The organism is Pseudomonas sp. zfem003, from assembly GCF_032621675.1.
GTDB classification, from domain to species: domain Bacteria; phylum Pseudomonadota; class Gammaproteobacteria; order Pseudomonadales; family Pseudomonadaceae; genus Metapseudomonas; species Metapseudomonas otitidis.
This window is the reverse complement of sequence record NZ_JAVYJG010000007.1, coordinates 255,624-274,705: the sequence shown is the minus strand read 5'-3', so window position 1 is coordinate 274,705 and position 19,082 is coordinate 255,624. Positions and strand designations below refer to the sequence as shown.

Genomic DNA, 19,082 nt, shown 5'->3' with positions numbered 1-19,082 from the left:
CAAAAGGACGTCAATCTTCCGCCATATCTTCGTCGCGGCGGCTCATACCGTACTTGCGCATCTTCTCCACCAAGGTGGTGCGTCGGATACGCAGGCGCTCGGCGGCACGGGCCACCACACCGGCCGCATCGTCCAGCGCCTGCTGGATCAGTTCCTGCTCGAGGTTGCCCAGGTAGTCTTTCAGGTCCAGGCCTTCGGGCGGCAGCATCGCCGGAGCACTGACGCCGGGCAGACCGGCGCCGATGGCGGAACGCTCCTCCAGCTCTTCGCGCAAGCTAGCGGCGAGTTGCTCGTCCTCGTCGTCCACATGGCGGAACTTCTTCGGCAGTTCGCTGACGCCGATGACGCCGTAGGGGTGCATGATCGCCATGCGCTCCACCAGGTTGGCCAGCTCACGGACGTTGCCCGGCCAGTCGTGGTTGCACAGCGACATGATGGCGGCGGAATTGAAGCGGATGGAGCCGCGCTTTTCGTGCTCCATGCGGGAGATGAGCTCGTTCATCAGCAGCGGGATGTCCTCCACGCGCTCACGCAGCGGGGCCATCTCGATGGGGAAGACGTTCAGGCGGTAGTAGAGGTCTTCACGGAAGCTGCCGATCTCGATCATCTGCTCGAGGTTCTTGTGGGTCGCGGCGATGATGCGCACGTCGACGTTCTGGGTCTTGTTGCTGCCAACCCGCTCGAAGGTGCGCTCCTGCAGCACGCGCAGCAGCTTGACCTGCATGGGCAGCGGCATGTCGCCGATCTCGTCGAGGAACAACGTACCGCCGTTGGCCAGCTCGAAGCGGCCGGCACGGCTGGTGATGGCGCCGGTGAAGGCGCCCTTCTCATGGCCGAAGAGCTCGCTCTCGAGCAACTCGGCGGGGATTGCGCCGCAGTTGACCGGTACGAAGGGCGCTTCGCGGCGCTTGGAATGGTAGTGAAGGTTGCGCGCCACCACTTCCTTGCCGGTGCCGGACTCGCCGAGGATCAGCACGCTGGCATCGGTATCGGCCACCTGCTGCATCATCTGCCGCACCTGCTGGATCGCACGGCTGGTGCCCACCAGGCTGCGGAACAGGTTCGGTTCGCGCTGGCGACCACGCTCGCGGGCCTGGTCGTACATCTCGCGGTAGACCTGGGCACGGTGCAGGGAGTCGAGGAGCTTGTTGTAGCTGGGCGGCATCTCCAGGGATGCCAGCACGCGACGACGGATGTCTTCCGACCACTCGACTGGAGCCACCTGGTCGATCAGCAACACCGGCAGGAATTCGTCCCAGTTGCCGACCTGCTTGAGCAGCTCCAGCACACCGCCCTTGGACTGGACCTCACCCAACAGCACGCAGAGCACGTCGCGGCTGGCGCTGCTGGCATCCGCCATGGCACGCCAGTCCGCGCTGCCGCAGGCCAGGTGGTCTTCACCGAGGAAGTTCAGAATGACTGTCAGGTCTCGACGCCGATCAGCGTTGTCATCGATCAGCAGAATCTTGGTTTCACGCCACATCGGTCTGTTCTTACTCGAAAGCGGGCGCCACTGGAACGCGGCAAGAAAAACCGACGTACCTCAAGGAGTTCCGCCGGCAATTGGCCAGTAGTAAAGTCAAAAACACCGACTGAGTCAAATTTATGGCGTGTATTTTTCAGAAGCCCCGATGACCTCGCGAAAGGCCATGAAAGCTGCACCGAGGGGCATCGGTGCAGCCTGGATTCCACTCAACCGAAGAGCTGGTAGACCTTGGCGCCCTGGCTGGCACGAACGATCTGGCTGAGCTCAGCCGCTACCTCGTCACGCTGTCGCGCGCAGGATTCAGTCAGTTGGCGATAAACCTCGATCAGTGCCTCGAGCTGGGCTCGCAACCCTTCTTCGATATCGCCGCAGTCCAGCATCGCCACATTCACCTGTTCACGGCACTGGAGGTCCAGGCGCCCAACGGCCTCCCAGTCCTGGCTTTCGAAGGCGGAGACGAGCGCCTCCCGGGTCTCTTCGATCTGCTTGAGCATGGTCTGGCTCATGGTGCTTTCCTCAAACGGGCGCGATGGCGTCCCAGCCGGATTTCACTTCGCGCAGCAGCCCTGCCACTTCGTTGACGAGCGCAGGGTCGTTGACCTTATTGGCCTCGATCAGGCGAGCGATCATGTATTCGTAGAGGCGGTCGAGGTTCATGGCGATCTCGCCACCCTGGGTGGGATCGAGCGCTTCTCGCAACCCGCCGATGATGGCAATGGACTTGCTGATCAGTTCGCCCTTGAGCGGCGCCTGGTCGCGCATCATCGCGCCCTGGGCCTGTGCCATGCGCTCCAGACCACCTTCCATGAGCATCTGGATAAGGCGGTGGGGGCTGGCTTCGGCAACCTGGGCCTGGACATTGACCCGCTGATACTGCTGCATGGCCATCATCGCGTTCATTTGCGCAACTCCTCGTGAACCGGTGTTTCGTCGATGTTCATCTTATCGGCCGGTCCTACCAGAGCTTAAGCCTCCATCCATCTTTTTTCGCGATCAGGAGGCTCGCGCGTCAAACTCAAGATCAGCTGCTGGACGTGCCGGGAAGTTTCTTGAGTTGCTCGGTCAGGTTCGTGCTGGTGCTCTGCATCTGGCTCAGCAAGCTGTCTAGGGTCGTGAACTGCTTGTAGAGACGGGTTTGCAACACGGTCATGCGCACATCCAGTGCAGCCTTCTGCTTGTCAACGCTCTTGATGGTGTCGCGCAAGACCGTACTGCGCTGTTCAAGCACCCCACCTGAAGCCGTGAACGGCTTGGCTCGATTGGTCAAGCGATTGGCCAATCCGTTGTCACCAGTGAAGAAGTCGGAAATACCCTGCACATCCTTCGCAATCGCTTTGTCGAGCTTGGTGTTGTCCAGCTCGAGGGTGCCGTCTGTCTTGGTCGCGATCCCCAGGCTTGCAAGCGCCTTGACGGTACCGCCATCACTACTCTGGGTGACCAGCTCCGTGCGCAAGTTCGCCAGCAGACCACGAGCAGTGGAGTCACCAGCAAGAGCCGCCACAACAGGCTTGCTGCCTTCTACTGCAGTCACTTTGGTCAGACTGTTGATGGTGGAAACCATCTTGTTATAGGCCGTAACGAAGTTCTGGACGTTGGTTTTCACTGCGCTGGTGTTCTGTGACACCGTGAGCGTCAACGGCTTGCCGACCTCGGTCGCGGCGGTGAGATTCAGGGTCAGCCCTTCAATCGCGGTGGACACGCTGTTGGAGTCGCTGACCACATTCAGGCCATCAACGGTCAACTTGGCGCTTTGTGCGGTGTTGAGGGTCTTTCCGGCGGCTGCAACGGCAGCATTGTACTCGGCAGGCGTGGCGAAGTCGGAGGCGTTGAGGGCTGCGCCAGGGAAGGTCAGCTTGCCCAGGTCAGTGGCGCTGCCCGAGGTACTGGTACCGGTCATGGTGATGTCCTTGCCATCACCCATCTTGCTGCTGCTCAAGACAAGGCGCGAACCCTGGCTGTCGGTCACGATAGTCGCGCTGAGCCCCTTGGCGGCACCCTGCTTGTTGATCGCATCTCGGATGCCGGTCAGCGTGTTGTTGGTGCTGTCGACGGAAATGTTGAGGGCATCCTCACCGCCGATCTTGATATCAAGCGTTCCGGAGTTGAATGTGGTCGTTGCGCCATCGGCGAAAGCTGCCGAGGCGATCTTGCTGCCTTGAGCGAGCTGAGTGACGTTGATGCTGTAGGTGCCTGCCACAGCGCTTGCAGTAGCGGTAGCGTTAAGTGCAGCCGTATTGGAAGAGACGACACTACGGGACAAGAAGCTGCTCGGACTGTTGAGCAAGGCCATCGCAGTCTGAAAATCGCTGACGGCGCTCTTGAGGCTACCCAGGGCAGTGAGCTTGGTGGTGGTCTTGGACTCAAGCGAATCCAGCTGGTTCTGTTTCGGCGCCCTGGCGTTGTTCACCAGTGCCTTGACCGTCGCGTCGATGTCGAGCAGTCCCGAACCCACTGTGCCGATCGTTGTGGCCATTTCACACCTCCGTCAAAAAAACGTCCCGAATCCCCTTCCTGGAAGGATTGGCAGAGCAGCAAACAAGAATCGCGCCAACTCAAGCCTTTGCTTCGAACATCAGACTGCGGATGTCGTCAAGCCGCTCAGCAAGCTTGAGAAGCTCCTCCGACGGAATCTGGCGAATCAGCTTGCCCGAGTCGGTGTCGATGACCTTCACCACCACATCGCCAGTGGAGTCATCCACGCTGAACTCCAACCCGCGCTTGACGGCCTGCACGAAAGACTGAATGTCGGACACCGCCGACTCCAGATCGGCGCCCTGGCCTTTACGGGCATCCTTGTCGTCCTGGGCGGCCGTGCCGCTGGCTACCGGAACCGCAGTGGTCGTATTCGGGGTGACGCCATTTTGGGAAGGCGTCGTACCGCTGGTGTCCTTCACCAACCGAGGGATGGCGTTGACCGACGTTATGCTTGAGATATCCATGTTTTACATACCTCACAATGGCCAAATGGGAGGAAGGGTAAGTCCCTTCCTCCCATCAGTGACTAGGCGCTCCGCCTCACTTACCTCAGCAGGCTGAGGACCGACTGCGGCAACTGGTTGGCCTGGGCCAGGATCGCCGTACCAGCCTGTTGCAGAACTTGGTTCTTGGACAGCGTAGCGGTTTCGGCCGCGAAGTCAGTGTCCTTGATCCGGCTCCGAGCGGCAGATGCGTTCTCGGAGATGTTCTGCAGGTTGGAGATGGTGTTGTCGAAGCGGTTCTGCACAGCACCGAGGTCGGCACGCTGGGAGTCGATCGCCGCCAGGGCGCTATCGATTACCGCAATCGCGCGCTGGGCACCATCGGCGGTGGAGATGTCCACGTTGGCCACCGTGTTCAGAGTCGAGGAACTCTGCGAGAACACCTCGGTGGTAGAGCCGGTTACCGCGAAGGAAGTCGGGGAGTCCAGCTGCACGTAACCGAAGGCCTTACCGCCGGCAGCCTTGACATCTGCCGCTGCCCCGAAGGTTCCATCGTTACCTTGGACAGCCACATCAATCGTGCCCGCCGAAGAACCGGTCGCAGTGCCGAACTCAATCGTTTCACCAGTAGACGAGGTGATGGTGATCTTGTCGCTCTGCTTGTCGTAGTTGGCAGTCAGGCCCAACTTACCGGCGTTGGAGTTGATCTGGTTGGTCAGGTCCTCGTTGGAGGTCACACCCACCATCTGCACGGTGTTGCTGCCCACGGTGATGTTAAAGGTAGCGGCACCGGAGGTGAAGTTCACGTCGGCCTGAACCACGGTACGGGCAGTGGCGGACAGACCAGAGATGGAGCCGTCGAACTTCTGGGCGATGCTCTTCGCGCTGTCAGTTGCAGTGATGTCGATGTCTTTGGTCTGGCCGTTGCCAACCACGGTCACAGTGCCGGAGCTGAAGGCGCCGCCGCTACCGGTGATCAGGGTACCGGTCTTGGTGGTGGCTGCAGCGGAAGCACCGGCCGAGTTGGTGGAGGCACCACCGCCGACCTGGTAGGAGCCCAGCTTGCTGGAGGAAGCATCGCGCAGGGTCACGTCGATGGTCTCGTAGGCTTTGGAGCCCACCTGGAAGCTGGTGGTACCGAAGGAGCCATCCAGCAGCTTGCGACCACCGAAGGTAGTGGTTTCGGCGATACGGGACAGTTCGGCCTGCTGGGCGGTCACTTCTTTCTGCAGGGCGGCACGGTCGTCGGCGCTGTTGGAGCCAGTGGCGGCCTGGATGGACAGGTCGCGGATACGCTGGAGGATCGCGGTGGACTGCTGCAGGGCACCTTCAGCGGTTTGCGCCAGGGAGATACCGTCGTTGGCGTTACGAGTCGCCTGGTTCAGGCCGCTGATCTGGTTGGTCAGACGGTTCGAGATCTGCAGGCCGGCGGCATCGTCCTTGGCGCTGTTGATGCGGGCACCGGTGGAGAGACGTTGCAGCGAGGTGTTCAGCGAGTTGGACGATGCGTTCAGGTTACGCTGAGTGTTGAGCGAAGCGATGTTTGTGTTGACTGTAAGTGCCATGGTGGCGTCTCCCGAAGTACCTAGTATTTGCCTGAGCCTGCGACCTTCAGGACCTGCTGCTCAGGTGCCCCTAGAATTCGCATTCGAACTGTTTATCGGCGCTTGTCGGAGGACCTTTAGGGGAGATTCGAAATTTTTTCTCCCGGGGCTTGCTCAACAAGCACGAACTGTGTCCGTACCAGGGTTATCGGCGGGTATGACGAAGCTTTAGGATTTCGCCATGCCGTTCGTCGGGTACCCAGTGGTCAGTCCGGCAGCCAGGCGGAACGCCAGCGCTGCAGGTTCTCCCCCCTCAACATCCACTCGCCGAGCACCTGCTGGCGCAACGCGTCACCCTGCCGGGCAGTGGCGTCCAGATCGGCCAGGTGCATGCGCACTGCATCCAGCCAGTCCTTGAAGCGGTTCTTAACCCGGGTCACCGGCAGGTCGCCGCGGTAGCAGACGGCGTCGGTGCAGATCACCGGGAAGCCGCAGGCACCGTACTCCAGCAGCCGCAGGTTGCTCTTGCACTCGTTGAACAGGTTCGGCTCCAGCGGCGCCAACGCCAGGTCCAGGTCCAGGCTCGCCAGCAGCGCCGGGTACTGCTCGATGGGCACGCCGCCGTGGAATTCGTGGATATAGGGCCGGATACGCTCCGGGCACATGCCGAAGAAGACCCACTCCACCTCGTCCTTCAGCGCCTTGACCAAGTCGGTGATCAGCTCCAGGTCACCCAGGTGGCTGCTCCCCCCGGCCCAGCCGACACGCGGCTTGCGGCCTCGACGGCGTTGGCTGCGCAGGTTGCCCCACCAGTGTTCGGGGAGGAAGTTGGGCACCACCCGGATGTCCCCGTGCAGGTCGCGCAAGGCCTCGGCCAGCGGCTCGGTGGACACCACGAAGCGATCAGTCAGCGCCACCGCTTGCCTGAGCGAGCGCAGGATGTCCTTCGGCATGGTGTCGCGGTGCACGCTCTTCAGCGGCAGGTTGGGCAGGTAGTCGTCCAGCTCGTAGACCTTGAATACCGAAGACAACGCCTTCACCTCGCGCATACCCTCGATCTGCGGCTCCATGATCTGCCGCTGGAAGACGATGCTGGTGGCCTGGAAGCGTTCCAGTTCCACCGGGGACAGGTGCACCCCACTGGCCATGCCCTCCGCCCAACCGGCCGCCTTCAGTGCCGCGAGCGGCTGGCGTACACGGTAATGTCCGCAGCCGGTGATGTCCGCCGGGTAGCACAGCACCTGCGGCAGCAGCGGATCGCTCACGCGGCGCTCGCCGTACTCGAAGCTGAAGCCCGACCCGGCCAGCGACAGGTTGCGGTTATAGGACGGATCGTTCGCCAGCACCGGTAGCCAACGCTGCAGCATCTCCTCGCGCTCGGCCTTCAGTGCTGCCTGCCTTGGCAGCGCGCCTTCAATGGCAAGAATCGGCAGGTCGATGCCATCGCGCCGAACCACGCTGTGGGGCGTCCACACGTTGAGCAGACCCGAAGCGCGGATGCGCAGGCACAGGTCGACGTCGCCATAGAAGGCCGACAGCTTCGCCTCGTCCATCCCGCCAACGGCCACATAGGCTTCGCGACGCACCATCAGGCAGGCACTGCCAACGGCGCTGTAGTTCTGCGTCACCTGCAGGCGATTGAGGTAGCCCGGAGCCTCGAAAGGTTCACCCACAAAGGCACGCCCCGCGACGTCATGGAGCCCCAGCACGATGCCGGCCTGCTCGACGCTGTTCATCGCATCCAGCACCTTTGCCCCTACCACCCCCACTTCCGGGCGCTGGGCCTGGTTGATCAGCTCATCCAGCCATTCGGGCTGGACGATTTCCACGTCGTGGCCCAGCAGCAGCAGGTACTCGCTCTCCACCGTCATCGCCACCGCATTGACCATGGCCGAGAAATTGAAGGGGCCGGCAAACCGCCACACCTTCACCTGCTCGCTCTGCAAGCCCTCGACCCCCTCCAGCCAACTGAGGGTCGCCGCATCCTGGCTTTCGCAATCCACCAGCAGCAACTCGTAATTCGGGTAGCGGGTGTGCTCCAGCAGGGTTTCCACACAGCGCTGCAGCAAGGGAAGGTGATCGCGTACCGCCACCACGATGGAGATCCGCGGCTGCTGCGGGTGCCCATAGTGGATGTGGTAGCGCCTCGGCATCGGGCTCTCGACCCGCGCCTGGAAGCCGCGCTTCTCCAGGTGCCGTTCGATGGCCACCTGCTCGTAGGGGTTGGCCTGCAACACCGGAACGGGAGCGCTCAGCAGCACCTCGTCGACATGCTCCAGCCCTTGCAGGCCATCGCCTTCCACCAGGCGCAACAGCAACTCCAGCTCGGGCGCCTCGACGAAGATCGGGTCGAACCCGCCCTCGGCCAGGAACACTTCCCGCCGGAAGAACCAGCGCGGCGCCAGGCTCAGGGGGAAGCTGAGCAGCAGGTCGAGGTTGAAGTCTGGCTTGAAGCACGCCCCGCGGGCACCGGAAGGCGCACGCTGGAATTCGTCGCCATACACCGCCCGGCACCCTTCCAGCCGCTCCAGGCGTCGCACCATCGCCAGCAGGCCGCCCGCCGTGAACGTCACGCCCGCCTCCACCACCTGCAACCAGTCCACATCGGCTTCGGCGGCCCAGGCGTTGATCGCCTGCAATTGCTCGCCCTCGGCCACGCACAGGCCCATGACGCCGGCCGGAGCCGACAGCCCAGCCGTGCTCAGCAGCACCGGGACGACATGGGGATAGAGATTGGCTGCCAGGCTGTCCAGCGTGGCGGAGACCCCATCGGCATCGCCGTGGCGATCCAGCACCACCACTGCCAAGCGGGGCGGCCGCGGCTGCTGGGCCGCCAGGCTGTCGAGGATGCGCGCCAGCGCCGGCCCTTTCGGCGTACCGGAATCCAGCCAGTCCTGCAGCTGGTCGCTGGCCAGCAGGCGACGGGGTTCAGACAGCGCCATGCGGCCCATGAACGCAGCAATGGCCGCCGTCGAGTTGCGCGGCAGAGCCTCCACACAGGCCTTCGCGCGCGCGCGCATCGTTTCGCGGTGAACGTCATCCGTCAGCAGCCGGCGGATGGCGTCGGCCAGTTCGTCCGCCCCCACGGTGTCGACGCCCTGAGCCGGCACCAGGCCGGGCCCGTAGAAGAAACCGGTCTCGGTCATCAGGTTGAGGGCTGGTGTACCGACCAGCATGGCCTCCACCTGCAGGCCCGAATCCACGGCCACCAGCACATCGGCGCTGAGCAGGAAGGGCAACGGTGCGCCGTCGGCGTAGCGGTAGTCATTGGCACCCAGACCGTACTGGGCCGCCAGCAACTGGACCTGCTCAGGCCCGAAGCGCCCCTGCGGACGCCGGCCCTTGATGATCACCTGGGCTTCACCGCCCAGGGCCCGCACAGCCTCCAGGTAGGCCCGCAGCACCTGCTCGTCGATGGCCAGCTCCGGCGGCAGGCTGTGCTCGGCCAGCAGCGTAGTGCCCAGCACCACAATGGGCCGCGCGGCATCCAGCCCCAGTTCCTGGCACAAGGCCGCGCGGGCACTGGCCCGTTCTTCGCGGGCTTCGAACAGCGAGTCGAACTGCGGCAGACCCAGCACATGCAGACGCTCCGGATCGAAGCCGGCGTCGCCGTAGAGGCGGCGGCTGTCCTCGCTCCACACCACCATCAGGTCGGAGTTCTGCTGGTCATGCACGGTATAGGGGTAGCAGAGCGTCGGGTTGTGCTCGATGTGCAGGGAGGGGATGCCTCGCGCCTTGGCCCACGCCACCAGGGTCTTGGAACCGAACATCCAGTCCTCGTTGACGGCGACCAGTTCCACCTCGTAGGTCGCCGCCATCCGGTCCAGCGCATCCACCAGGGCAAAGGACACCGGCAGGGTTCGCGCGGCCACATCCTTCAGGGTGGCCTCCCAGCCGTCCCACTCCAGGCCGGCGGCCTCCAGGTCGGGGCGCAGGTCCTGGCGCACGGTGTCGCTGAAGGCCAGCGCCTGGCGCTGGTCGAATTCCGCCTGGGCCGAGGGCATTGCCTGGTCCAGCAGGGGGTCGATCACCACCAGCTCGCCGCCATGGCGCTGGACCATGGCCTCCAGCTCCGGAGTCAGGCAGCCCTGGAAGGTGATCAGCGTCCGCGGCTCGTTCTCGCTCAGGTAGCGTTCCAGCAGTGGAATGTTCTTCGGCCAGAGCTGGGTGATGAGGGCACGTACAGGTTGGGACATGGGGATCACTCGGCCGAGAAAGCGTTGAACAGCGAATCGAGCATGCGCGGGAAGGCCTGGTAGTCCAGGGCGCCGTGGAGGTCCACGCCCCGGTACTGGTAAGCGGCCTTCACTTCCGGCTGACGCTCCCAGGCCTGCAGGCACTGCAGGGCCACGAAGTCGGTGTGGTACTTGCGATGCCAGCGGCGGAAGGTCGCCCAGTGCTGCTCGCCCAGCAGGGCCGACAGGTCCGGCAGGCTGGCCAGCGGTGTGGGCTGCGCGCCTTCACGGAAGAACCAGACCACGAAGAGAAAGAAGCGATTGCGCGGACGTGCCAGGTGCGCGGCCAACTGTTCGGCGAGGGCTTCGCGGCTCAGCTCCGGCTGGCCGGGCAGCGACTCCAGGAAGGCCAGGAAGGCCGCGAACGCCGGGTCGCTGTCGCGATAGCCCAGCCAACGTCGCCAAAGCGATGGCCAGTAGCCGCAGGGTTGCTCGGGGTCGAAGCCGTTGAAGCCCGCCGGCAGCAGCTGCCGCCAGGCCGGCCGGCCCTGCATCGAAGAAGGAAGAACGAGTCCGACCATAGCGCTACCTGCCTTATCGCAGGCCCGACCATCCGGGCGGGCCTTGTACGGAAAATTGACGTTGCAGCCCGTGGAGCAAGATTCACACCAGCAACTGGATGCCACGCGGTTGGGCCAGCCGCTGCACGGGCTCGGGGAAGCTGAATCCATCCATGAACAGGTAACCGCTGCGCCCGCGGATGAAGTCGATGTACTGGCGGGCATGGGCGTTGTTGCGCGAGGCCATGAAGAACACCGCGTACTTCTCCTGCTCCACCGGCACCGGCCCGGTGGGCCAGCAGGCCTTGTGGTCCAGGCGGGTGTTGAAGATCACCAGGTCGCCGGCCTCGCCGGGGACGCGATAGCCCCTCTGGCTCTCCTCGTACCAGCGCATGTCCACGCGGTGGGAGCCGGGGATCACCTCCAGCCCACCACCGTATTCCGGCGTATTGGCCTGGAGGTAGAACGCGATCTGCACGATGTCGCAGTCCGGCTCCCAGTGGAAACGATGCCCGGCCTTCTGCTGCGAATCGGTGTCCTTGTGCCAGGTGCCATAGCCGCGGTGATGCAGGGCGGACTCGGGCAGCAGCACAAAATCCTCGCCCAGCAGCATCTGCAGCACCGTCAGGAACTCGGAGTCGAAGATGGCTTTCCACACCGCCGGGTAGCGGTTGAACACGTCGATGCGAATGCTGCCCAGGCTGGGGTTGTCGTAGATGTCGCCGGGGTAGCGGGTCTCGCTGGCGAAGGCCTTCACCAGTTCCTCGCGCAGATGGCGGGTGGTCTCGGGGGCGAGCAACTGCTTGACCAGGGCGAAGCCGTTGTCCTGGTAGCTCTGGCGCAGCGCCTTGGCGAAGGCTTCGTACTCAGACACGGGCGCCCTCCTCCGGCTTGCGGGCCATCACCCACATGTGGGACGACATCCCCGACTCCGCCAGGAAGCGCTGGAAGGCCGGGCCCAGCTCGTCCCAGCGGTTGAACAGCACGTCCTGCAGGAAGGGGTCCAGCTCCGCCTCGCGGCCTTGCGCCTGGACGCCCTTGCGCACCAGCTCGGCATCGAGCTTGCCGGGGGTGAAGCAGGCCAGGGTCTCCAGCCCGTGGCGCTGCAGCAGCAGCGGCAGCGAGCGGGTGTTGAAGTAGTTCAGGTGCTCATGGTCCACGCAGGGGCTCTCCGGCCCCAGTTGCTGGACATCGAACCCGGCACCGTTCGGACACGTGAGGATCAGCGCGCCCCCCGGACGCAGCAGCGCCGACAGGCTGGCCACCACCTGGCCGGGGTCGAACAGGTGCTCGATCACCTCGAAGGCTGCGATCAGGTCGAAGCGCTGGGCGGTCGCGGCGGCATAGACCTCCACCGGTTGCTCCACCACCTCGAAACCCTGCTCGCGGCAGATCGCCGCCAGGTCCGGCGTCGGCTCGATGCCGACGATGCGCTGCCAGAGCCCGCGCTGCTGCATCTCGCGGCAGAAGGAGCCATAGCCCGCCCCCACCTCCAGCAGGTCGCCACAGGGCAGGCCGATGCGCTGGCACAGCTCCAGCACCCGCTCCACCCGCGGCACGATCACCGACTGGTGGCGCGCCTCGGCCGAGGCCGGATAGATGTGCCGAGCCCAGTAGGCGTAGTTCTCGCTCTGGCGGTAGAAGTCCGCCAGCAGGCGCTCGCCGGGCCGGGGATTGACGTAGAAGCTGGTGCAGTCCAGGCAGTCCACGTAGCGGAAGCCGTTCTTCTCGAAGCGTGGCCGGGCGCGCTCGCTGCCGCAGGCCGGGCACGCGCACTGGACGAACTCTTCATTGCGGGCCAGCAGGAAGGCGATGTCATGCAGCAGGGCCACACGCTGACCGGCCTGCAGGCGCGAAGGGCGGATGTCGTCTTCTTTCACCGTCGCACTCCTCAACCGGCACGCCGGTATTTCTGCTGCTGCGCCTCGGGCAGGTGCACCGGCCCGTAGGCGCTCGGCTCACCCCAGATGTTGTCCTTCCACCACTGGCCATCCTTGATCCACCAGACACGCGGCGAGCGGAAGGTGTCGGCCGTCTCCCAGAAGGCCTGCTCGGTCATGCCCACGTAGTCCAGCCAGTGCTGCAGGTCGCTGGACACCACAGAGTCCATGCGGCGGACGATCTCGATGCCCTCCTCCCGGGTCAGGTAGCCGGCGCGGATGTCCTTGGAGGCATGGTCGGAGGCGCGGCCGTAGCCGAACTTGATGAACTTGAGCAGGTCGTGCACGCCGTTCTCGTAGCGGTCGTCCAGGTTGGACATCTGCCGGTAGGTGCGCTCGAAGGGCTTGTCGGCCATCTTCCAACCGTAGCGTTCCTGCACCAGGCGGGTGTGCTGGTTCGGGTCCCAGGGGAAGAAGTTGCCGATGTAGATGCCCCGCACTCCCGTCTTGAGGATGTCGGCATCGCTGGGATAGCGCGCCCACAGCAGATCCTTCTCGCGCAGCGGCTCCTCGGGGTCGTCCAGCATGTCGCTCCACTCGAAGCCGCGCAGGGCGTGCTCGTGGCGGACGCGCGCGCTGAATTCCACGTAATCGTCCGGGTCGAACATCCCGGAGATGTCCCAGGCGGTCTCGCCCCAGATGATCAGCGGAATGTCGAACTTCACCGCCACCTGGATCGGGTAGGTCATGATCCCGCAGTGGGCGTGCCAGTTCATGTCGCCCATCTTGCGGAAGCACAGGCGGTTGAGCCGCTTGAGCACCTCCACGCTGGGGCCGAAGACCATGTGGTCGGCATCGAACACATGGCGCATGCGGTCGCGGTTGTAGTCCCCCTCGGGCAGGTAGTTGTTGCCGTGGTAGGTCACCAGCAGCGGCTTGAGGCCGTACTGGGCGGCGATCACGTGGGCCTGGTAGTAGCTGTCCTTGCCACCGCTGACCGGGATGATGCAGTCGTAGTTGTCGTTGCGCTTGCCGGCACCGGTCTCCTCCAGCACCCGCTCGAAGCGCTTGCGGCGCTCGTCCCAGAAGGTGGGCGGCAGCTGGGCGAACTGCTCGGCGACCTGGCAGGCCGAGCAGACACCGTGCTCGTCCAGCATCAGGTTGACGCTGGCCCGGGGGTACACGCAGCGGCTGCAATATTCCATGAAGAGGCTCCTAGAGACTGAGTAGCTGGGGGCTGCGAACGTTCAGCCCCTGCTCGAACAGGTACTTGCGCGCCAGGTAGACGCTCTGGTCGGTGTAATGAAAGATGTTGGCCGCCGCCACCGCGTCGACGCCGGTCTGCTCCAGGGCCTGGGCCATGTGCGCCCACTCCCCCACGCCCCCGAGGGCGATCACCGGGATGTGCACGCTGGCGCAGACCCGGTCCAGCAGAGCCAGGTCGTAGCCCTGGCGCGCGCCGTCCCGGTCGATGGCATTCACCATCACCTCGCCGGCGCCCCGCTCCTGGGCCTCGCGCACCCAGTCCTCGACACGGCGGCCGGTGTCGCGACGCCCGCCTTCGGCGAACACGCGGTAGTCGTCACCCTGCTGCAGGACATCCACCGAGAGCACGATGCACTGCGAGCCGTATTCGCGGCTGGCCGCCTCGATCAGGTTTGGGTCGTCCAGGGCAGCAGTGTTCAGCGTGACCTTGTCCGCCCCCGTGGCCAGGCGCCGGGCGATATCGTCCAGCGAGCGGATGCGCCCGCCCAGGGTGATCGGCATGAAGGACGCCCGGGCGACTTCGGCAACGATGGCGTCGATGTCCTGCAGGTTGCGGCTGCCCAGGTCGTCACGGCCCAGGTCGTAGTGGTCGTCGCGGCTGATGTCCAGGTAGACCAGCTCGTCGGCGGCCCAGTCGCTGAGCCGGCGGACAGCGGCGGAGGGATTGCCCAGCACCTGGTGGCGGGAAAAGCGCTTGCTCTGCACCAGCTGGCCGTTCTTCAGCAGCAGGACCGGGATGATGCGTTTCTTCTTCATGCCAGCTCCAGGAAGTTCTTCAGCAGCTGGGCGCCGGCCCGCTGGCTCTTCTCGGGGTGAAACTGCACGCCCAGCACGTTCTCCCGCCCGACCACCGCCGGGAAGCGGCTGCCGTACTCGACGGTGGCGATGACGTCATCGGTCGAGGCCGTGGCGAAGGCGTAGCTGTGCACGAAATAGAAGTCCGGCGTGGCTTCCAACCCCTGCAACAGGGGGTGGGGCCGCTCCCCCCGGATGTCGTTCCAGCCCACGTGGGGCAGCGGCAGGCCGGCACTGTCCAGCGCCAGCACGCGACCGGGTATCCAGCCGAGCCCGGCATGCTGGCCGAATTCATGACCCTCGTCGCTGAGCACCTGCATGCCCACGCAGATGCCGAGGAAAGGCTTGCCATGTTCGAAGACCGCACGGCGCACGCCGTCCAGCGGCAATTGCTGGGCGATTCGCGCCATTGCCGCGCCGTAGGCCCCCACCCCGGGCAACACCAGGTGGGTGGCATCGGCGATCACCTGGGGATCGTTGGAAACCCGGGTTTCCCCCAGGGTGGCGAACAGGTTCGCCACCGAACGGACGTTGCCGGAGCCGTAGTCGAGGATGCACACCCGGCTCATCGACCGCCTCCCGACAGGTGCCGCCAGGCCAGCGCCTGGCCGCGCTTGAGCGGCTCGCTGGCAACGCAGCGCAGCACCTCGTCCAGGTGCTTGGGCGGCAGGCCGAGGCCCGGACGGATGGCGCGCACGTTGTCGGCCGTGAAGGGCTCGCCGGCGGCGATGTCACGCACCACGTAGAGGGAACGACGAAACACCAGGGACTTGCGCTCAGCCGGCGTGGGCCCGTAATGGACCTGCCCGAGGGCCTGCCAGGCCCGCTCGGTTTCGCTCACCAGGGCCGCCAGCTCGGCCGGTTCCAGGGAGAAGGCGGAATCCACCCCGCCCTCGGCACGGGACAGGGTGAAGTGCTTTTCGATCACGCTGGCGCCCAGGGCGACGGCCGCCACCGAGGCGCCGACGCCGAGGGTGTGGTCGCTCAGCCCCACTTCGCAGCCGAACAGCTCGCGCATGTGGGGAATGCTGCGCAGGTGGGTGTTGGCCGGGCTGGCCGGGTAGGTGCTGGTGCATTTGAGCAGCACCAGGTCACGGCAACCGGCGCCGCGTGCCGCGTCGACGCAGTCCTGGATCTCGCCGACGCTGGCCATGCCGGTGGAGATGATCAGCGGCTTGCCGGTGGCGGCCACGCGACGGATCAGCGGCAGGTCGACGTTCTCGAAACTGGCGATCTTGTAGGCGGGCACGCCGAGGGATTCGAGGAAGTCCACCGATGTGGCGTCGAACGGCGTGGAGAAGGCCTCCAGCCCGCGCTCGCGGGCGCGGCGGAAGATCGGCTCGTGCCATTCCCAGGGGGTGTAGGCCTCACCGTACAGACGATAGAGCGAGGTGCCGCTCCACAGGCTGTCGGGGTCGCCGATGTGGAACTCGCCCTCGTCCAGGTCGAGGGTCATGGTGTCCGGGGTGTAGGTCTGCAGCTTCAGCGCGTGGGCGCCGGCATCGGCGGCGGCATCCACCAGCGCCAGGGCACGCTCCAGGGACTGGTTGTGGTTGCCGCTCATCTCGGCGATGACGAAGGGCGCGGCATCGCGCCCGATGGCTCTGGCGCCGATCCGAAAGGTGCTCATCGGCTCTCTCCCTGCAGGGTTCGTTGAAACACACAGTGACGCTGGGTGAAACCGGCGCGCTCGAAGAGTAACAGCGAGGCGAGGTTGTCAGGGCGTACCCGTGCCTCCACCCCGCTCACCTCCGGCCAGTGAAGGGCCAGGGCCGCCTCACCGGCCTGCAGCATGTACAGGCCCCAGCCGGCCGAATCGCGGCCGGGCAGCAGATAGAGCGAAACCTCGACCCGCGCCGCCTCGATGCGGTCGTAGCGCAGCACGCCAACCGGGCCGTCCGCCGCCTCGGCCAGCCACAGCAGGTGCTGGTCCGGGCTGGCGAGCACACGCTCCAGCCAGCGCACGTGGGACGACCACTCCACCGGCTCGGTGTTGAGCGACGCCCGTCGCACGGGCTCGGCATTGCGCCCTTCGAACAGCAGCCGGGCGTCGTCCAGGGTTGCCGCGCGCATGCGCAGGTCACGGGCCAGCAGGGCCGCGACCACGCGCCGGACGCCACGCCCGTCCACAGTCTCCCGCCCCCGCGCCGCCAGGCTGCGGCGCAGGCCCGGGTTGCCGAGCAGAATCCGCAGCGCCGCACGGTAATCATCGACCGCCAGGTCGGCAGCCTCTCCCAGGTAGAGGTGCAGGCCCGCCTCGGCCAGCCGCTCGGCATTGGGGCGCTGGTTGGGCGCGAGGGAGACGCAGAGCGTCGGCAATCCCAGCGCAGCGCGCTCCCAGGTGGTGCCGCCGCCGGCACCGATGCACAGGTCGGCCTGGCGCATCAGCCCGGCAAAGTCGTCCACGTGGCGATGCAGGGTCCAGCGGGGGTGCTGGCTTACCCGCTGCTCCAGTTCGCTCCACGCCGGATTGGCGGCGCCGGCGACCACGTCGACCGCCACGCCGGGAAAGGTTTCCAGCGCGGCCAGGGCCTTCAGGGTCTCGCCGCCGATGTCCACGCCACCGAAGCTCACCAGTACCCGCTCGACCCGCTCGGCAACAGCGATCGGCGCGCCCTGGAAAGCCTCGCGCAGGAGCGCGAAGTGAGGCCCGAGCAGCGGTTGCCGGACAGTCGCCAGCGAGTCGTCGTCCAGGCGTTGGCGTGCGGTGGCGTTCTGGTCCAGCAGCAGGTCGACCTCATGGGGGCGGCGCAGCAGGTCGTCGATGGCCATGACCCAGCGGGCACGCAGGCGAACGCCCCGCTCCCACTCGGCGCCGAGGCCGTAGTGGTCCACCACGCACCAGTCGAAGGTCGTGCCGGCGGGCAGCGCCTGCCACAAGGCCGCCAGGTCCTCTGCCCAGGGCAAGGGGGACTCCACACAGGCGCGCTCATCCTCGACGCCTTCCAGGCGGTGCACCGGGAACCCCCGGGCGGCGATCAGCGCCAGCCCGTCACCCGGACCTGGCCGGCAGGCGAACTGCACGTCGCAGCCGGCCTGGCGCAGCGCCTCGGCCAGGGTCAGGCAGCGCATCACATGGCCGGAGCCGATGCGCAGGGATGCATCCGCCCGCACCAGCACCCGCATTCAGATGTCCCCTTCCAGCAGCAGCGCGGTGTACATCAGCTCGGCCCGGTGCCAATCGTCGGGGGTGTCGATGTCCTGCACCAGGAAGCGCGGCAGCACCAACGGCCGCGAATGCGCGGCGTGGATCGGCTCGCCACGGGTCCAGGCCTCGGTACGCCCCCAGTAGAACTGGCCGGCATCGTGGTAGGCCGGCTCCAGGTCCTGGGAGCGGGTTTCGCGGAACTGCGGGTAGAGCGACTCCACGCCGCCCCCGGCGGTGAGGCGCAGGGCGCGCTGCACCGGCGAAGCGAAATCGGTGACGGTGAAGGCGTAGTGCGCATCGGGGTGTTGCAGCAGCAGATCCAGCCCGGCCTGCAGGCTGTCGGCCTGGACGAAGGGCGCGGTGGCGTACAAGCAGCAGACCAGCTCCGGCTGTTGGCCGGCGGCCGCCAGCTCGGCAACGGCGTGCTGGATGACCGCGACCGTGCCGGCATGGTCGTCGGCCAGGGCCGCCGGGCGCATGAAGGGCACCTCGGCACCCAGTTCGCGGGCCACGCTGGCGATCTCCTCGTCGTCGGTGCTGACGATCACCCGGTCGAACAGCCCGGACAGCAGGGCCGCGCGGATCGGGTAGGCGATCATCGGCTGGCCCTGGAAGAGCTTGATGTTCTTGCGCGGGATGCGCTTGCTGCCGCCTCGGGCAGGGATGATGGCGACGCGGCTCATGGGCGCTTCTCCAGCAGGAACCAGGTGATGTCGTCGGTGGGGAAGCTCGGGTCACGGCGGTAGACGAAGCCGTAGTCCACCAGGCGCAGGTCCTCGTAGCGGTCGAGCAGCTCGCCGGCGAAGTCGCGCTTGAACAGCTTGCCCGTGTGCCCCCGGTAGCTCACCTCCACCGGTGAGGGGTTGTAATACTCGGCGACGAGCACGTAGCGCCGGCTGGCCTCGTACAGCTTGGCGTAGGCCTTGGGCAACAGCTCGGGCGGCAGGTGGATGAGCACGCCACGGGTAAAGGCTAGGTCCACCGGCTCGTGCACCGGGTAATCGAACAGCGAGCCGTGCCACACCTCGGCGATGCCCAGGCCCTGGGCCATCTCATGGGCCTTGGCATTCAGCTCGACGCCATGCAGGGCCGCGTCCGGCAGCAGCCGGTGCAGCGCCTGGAGGTTGAGCCCGCGGTTGGTACCCAGCTCCAGCAGGCTGTCGAGCCGCCCGGCACGGCGCAGGGCCTGGGCGAAGAAGGCGGTGGCGCTGGCCACGTGGCGCTCGCCGTCGTTGCGGTCGACGTAGTCGTCACCGAACTCGCCCTGCCAGAAACGTTCCTGCTCGGTCAGTTCGCGCATGGCGCGTCTC

General features: G+C 65.7%; 17 protein-coding genes. All 17 read right to left on the bottom strand.

Annotation, left to right across the window (positions count from 1 at the left end; genetic code table 11):
- Positions 1-10: 10 nt before the first annotated feature.
- Positions 11-1,483 carry a sigma-54 dependent transcriptional regulator gene (locus RTK35_RS18220; protein WP_044408164.1) on the bottom strand — a complete coding sequence of 491 codons (1,473 nt, stop codon included), beginning with the start codon at positions 1,481-1,483 and terminating at the stop codon, positions 11-13.
- Positions 1,484-1,692: 209 nt separating this feature from the next.
- Positions 1,693-1,992 (bottom strand): hypothetical protein, encoded by a 300-nt coding sequence (locus tag RTK35_RS18215; RefSeq protein WP_044408167.1) that lies wholly within the window; start codon positions 1,990-1,992, stop codon positions 1,693-1,695.
- Positions 1,993-2,002: 10 nt separating this feature from the next.
- On the bottom strand, positions 2,003-2,386 hold the full coding sequence (gene fliS, locus RTK35_RS18210) for a flagellar export chaperone FliS (protein WP_074968136.1): 384 nt from the start codon (positions 2,384-2,386) through the stop codon (positions 2,003-2,005).
- Positions 2,387-2,507: 121 nt separating this feature from the next.
- A complete protein-coding gene (fliD, locus tag RTK35_RS18205; protein WP_107328831.1) occupies positions 2,508-3,959 on the bottom strand; it encodes a flagellar filament capping protein FliD in 1,452 nt (483 codons plus the stop codon).
- A 79-nt stretch (positions 3,960-4,038) separates the two neighbouring features.
- Entirely contained in the window at positions 4,039-4,425 is a 387-nt protein-coding gene (locus tag RTK35_RS18200; RefSeq protein WP_182852265.1) for a flagellar protein FlaG, read from the bottom strand.
- A gap of 80 nt (positions 4,426-4,505) precedes the next feature.
- Entirely contained in the window at positions 4,506-5,969 is a 1,464-nt protein-coding gene (locus RTK35_RS18195; protein WP_074968141.1) for a flagellin, read from the bottom strand.
- A 245-nt stretch (positions 5,970-6,214) separates the two neighbouring features.
- Positions 6,215-10,144, bottom strand: coding sequence for a glycosyltransferase (locus RTK35_RS18190; RefSeq protein WP_316908660.1), 3,930 nt, complete (start codon positions 10,142-10,144; stop codon positions 6,215-6,217).
- A gap of 5 nt (positions 10,145-10,149) precedes the next feature.
- Complete coding sequence (locus RTK35_RS18185; RefSeq protein ID WP_316908659.1) at positions 10,150-10,704, bottom strand: hypothetical protein; 555 nt, start codon at positions 10,702-10,704, stop codon at positions 10,150-10,152.
- Positions 10,705-10,786: 82 nt separating this feature from the next.
- Complete coding sequence (locus RTK35_RS18180; protein WP_316908658.1) at positions 10,787-11,557, bottom strand: phytanoyl-CoA dioxygenase family protein; 771 nt, start codon at positions 11,555-11,557, stop codon at positions 10,787-10,789.
- On the bottom strand, positions 11,550-12,563 hold the full coding sequence (locus tag RTK35_RS18175; protein ID WP_052807619.1) for a class I SAM-dependent methyltransferase: 1,014 nt from the start codon (positions 12,561-12,563) through the stop codon (positions 11,550-11,552). Before RTK35_RS18175 ends, RTK35_RS18180 begins: the two co-directional genes overlap by 8 nt.
- Before the next feature lie 11 nt (positions 12,564-12,574).
- Positions 12,575-13,768, bottom strand: coding sequence for an N-acetyl sugar amidotransferase (locus RTK35_RS18170; protein ID WP_316908657.1), 1,194 nt, complete (start codon positions 13,766-13,768; stop codon positions 12,575-12,577).
- Between the two features lie 10 nt (positions 13,769-13,778).
- Positions 13,779-14,585 (bottom strand): imidazole glycerol phosphate synthase subunit HisF, encoded by an 807-nt coding sequence (gene hisF, locus RTK35_RS18165; RefSeq protein WP_107328838.1) that lies wholly within the window; start codon positions 14,583-14,585, stop codon positions 13,779-13,781.
- Complete coding sequence (hisH, locus tag RTK35_RS18160) at positions 14,582-15,193, bottom strand: imidazole glycerol phosphate synthase subunit HisH (protein ID WP_316908656.1); 612 nt, start codon at positions 15,191-15,193, stop codon at positions 14,582-14,584. Before hisH ends, hisF begins: the two co-directional genes overlap by 4 nt.
- The gene (gene pseI, locus RTK35_RS18155) at positions 15,190-16,254 is read right to left on the bottom strand and encodes a pseudaminic acid synthase (protein ID WP_044408199.1); all 1,065 of its coding nucleotides are present in this window, start codon (positions 16,252-16,254) and stop codon (positions 15,190-15,192) included. The genes hisH and pseI overlap by 4 nt, the downstream gene beginning before the upstream one ends.
- Positions 16,251-17,750 (bottom strand): UDP-2,4-diacetamido-2,4,6-trideoxy-beta-L-altropyranose hydrolase, encoded by a 1,500-nt coding sequence (gene pseG, locus RTK35_RS18150; protein WP_316908655.1) that lies wholly within the window; start codon positions 17,748-17,750, stop codon positions 16,251-16,253. The genes pseI and pseG overlap by 4 nt, the downstream gene beginning before the upstream one ends.
- Positions 17,751-18,455 (bottom strand): pseudaminic acid cytidylyltransferase, encoded by a 705-nt coding sequence (gene pseF, locus RTK35_RS18145; RefSeq protein WP_301151795.1) that lies wholly within the window; start codon positions 18,453-18,455, stop codon positions 17,751-17,753.
- On the bottom strand, positions 18,452-19,072 hold the full coding sequence (locus tag RTK35_RS18140) for a pseudaminic acid biosynthesis-associated methylase (RefSeq protein WP_316908654.1): 621 nt from the start codon (positions 19,070-19,072) through the stop codon (positions 18,452-18,454). Before RTK35_RS18140 ends, pseF begins: the two co-directional genes overlap by 4 nt.
- Between the last annotated feature and the right edge of the window lie 10 nt (positions 19,073-19,082).

Excerpts from the sequence above, each read along its gene's own strand:
- RTK35_RS18220 (WP_044408164.1), bottom strand. The coding sequence starts at position 1,483 with ATGTGGCGTGAAACCAAGATTCTGCTGATCGATGACAACGCTGATCGG.
- RTK35_RS18215 (WP_044408167.1), bottom strand. The coding sequence starts at position 1,992 with ATGAGCCAGACCATGCTCAAGCAGATCGAAGAGACCCGGGAGGCGCTC.
- fliS (WP_074968136.1), bottom strand. The coding sequence starts at position 2,386 with ATGAACGCGATGATGGCCATGCAGCAGTATCAGCGGGTCAATGTCCAG.
- fliD (WP_107328831.1), bottom strand. The coding sequence starts at position 3,959 with ATGGCCACAACGATCGGCACAGTGGGTTCGGGACTGCTCGACATCGAC.
- RTK35_RS18200 (WP_182852265.1), bottom strand. The coding sequence starts at position 4,425 with ATGGATATCTCAAGCATAACGTCGGTCAACGCCATCCCTCGGTTGGTG.
- RTK35_RS18195 (WP_074968141.1), bottom strand. The coding sequence starts at position 5,969 with ATGGCACTTACAGTCAACACAAACATCGCTTCGCTCAACACTCAGCGT.
- RTK35_RS18190 (WP_316908660.1), bottom strand. The coding sequence starts at position 10,144 with ATGTCCCAACCTGTACGTGCCCTCATCACCCAGCTCTGGCCGAAGAAC.
- RTK35_RS18185 (WP_316908659.1), bottom strand. The coding sequence starts at position 10,704 with ATGGTCGGACTCGTTCTTCCTTCTTCGATGCAGGGCCGGCCGGCCTGG.
- RTK35_RS18170 (WP_316908657.1), bottom strand. The coding sequence starts at position 13,768 with ATGGAATATTGCAGCCGCTGCGTGTACCCCCGGGCCAGCGTCAACCTG.
- hisF (WP_107328838.1), bottom strand. The coding sequence starts at position 14,585 with ATGAAGAAGAAACGCATCATCCCGGTCCTGCTGCTGAAGAACGGCCAG.
- hisH (WP_316908656.1), bottom strand. The coding sequence starts at position 15,193 with ATGAGCCGGGTGTGCATCCTCGACTACGGCTCCGGCAACGTCCGTTCG.
- pseI (WP_044408199.1), bottom strand. The coding sequence starts at position 16,254 with ATGAGCACCTTTCGGATCGGCGCCAGAGCCATCGGGCGCGATGCCGCG.
- pseG (WP_316908655.1), bottom strand. The coding sequence starts at position 17,750 with ATGCGGGTGCTGGTGCGGGCGGATGCATCCCTGCGCATCGGCTCCGGC.
- pseF (WP_301151795.1), bottom strand. The coding sequence starts at position 18,455 with ATGAGCCGCGTCGCCATCATCCCTGCCCGAGGCGGCAGCAAGCGCATC.
- RTK35_RS18140 (WP_316908654.1), bottom strand. The coding sequence starts at position 19,072 with ATGCGCGAACTGACCGAGCAGGAACGTTTCTGGCAGGGCGAGTTCGGT.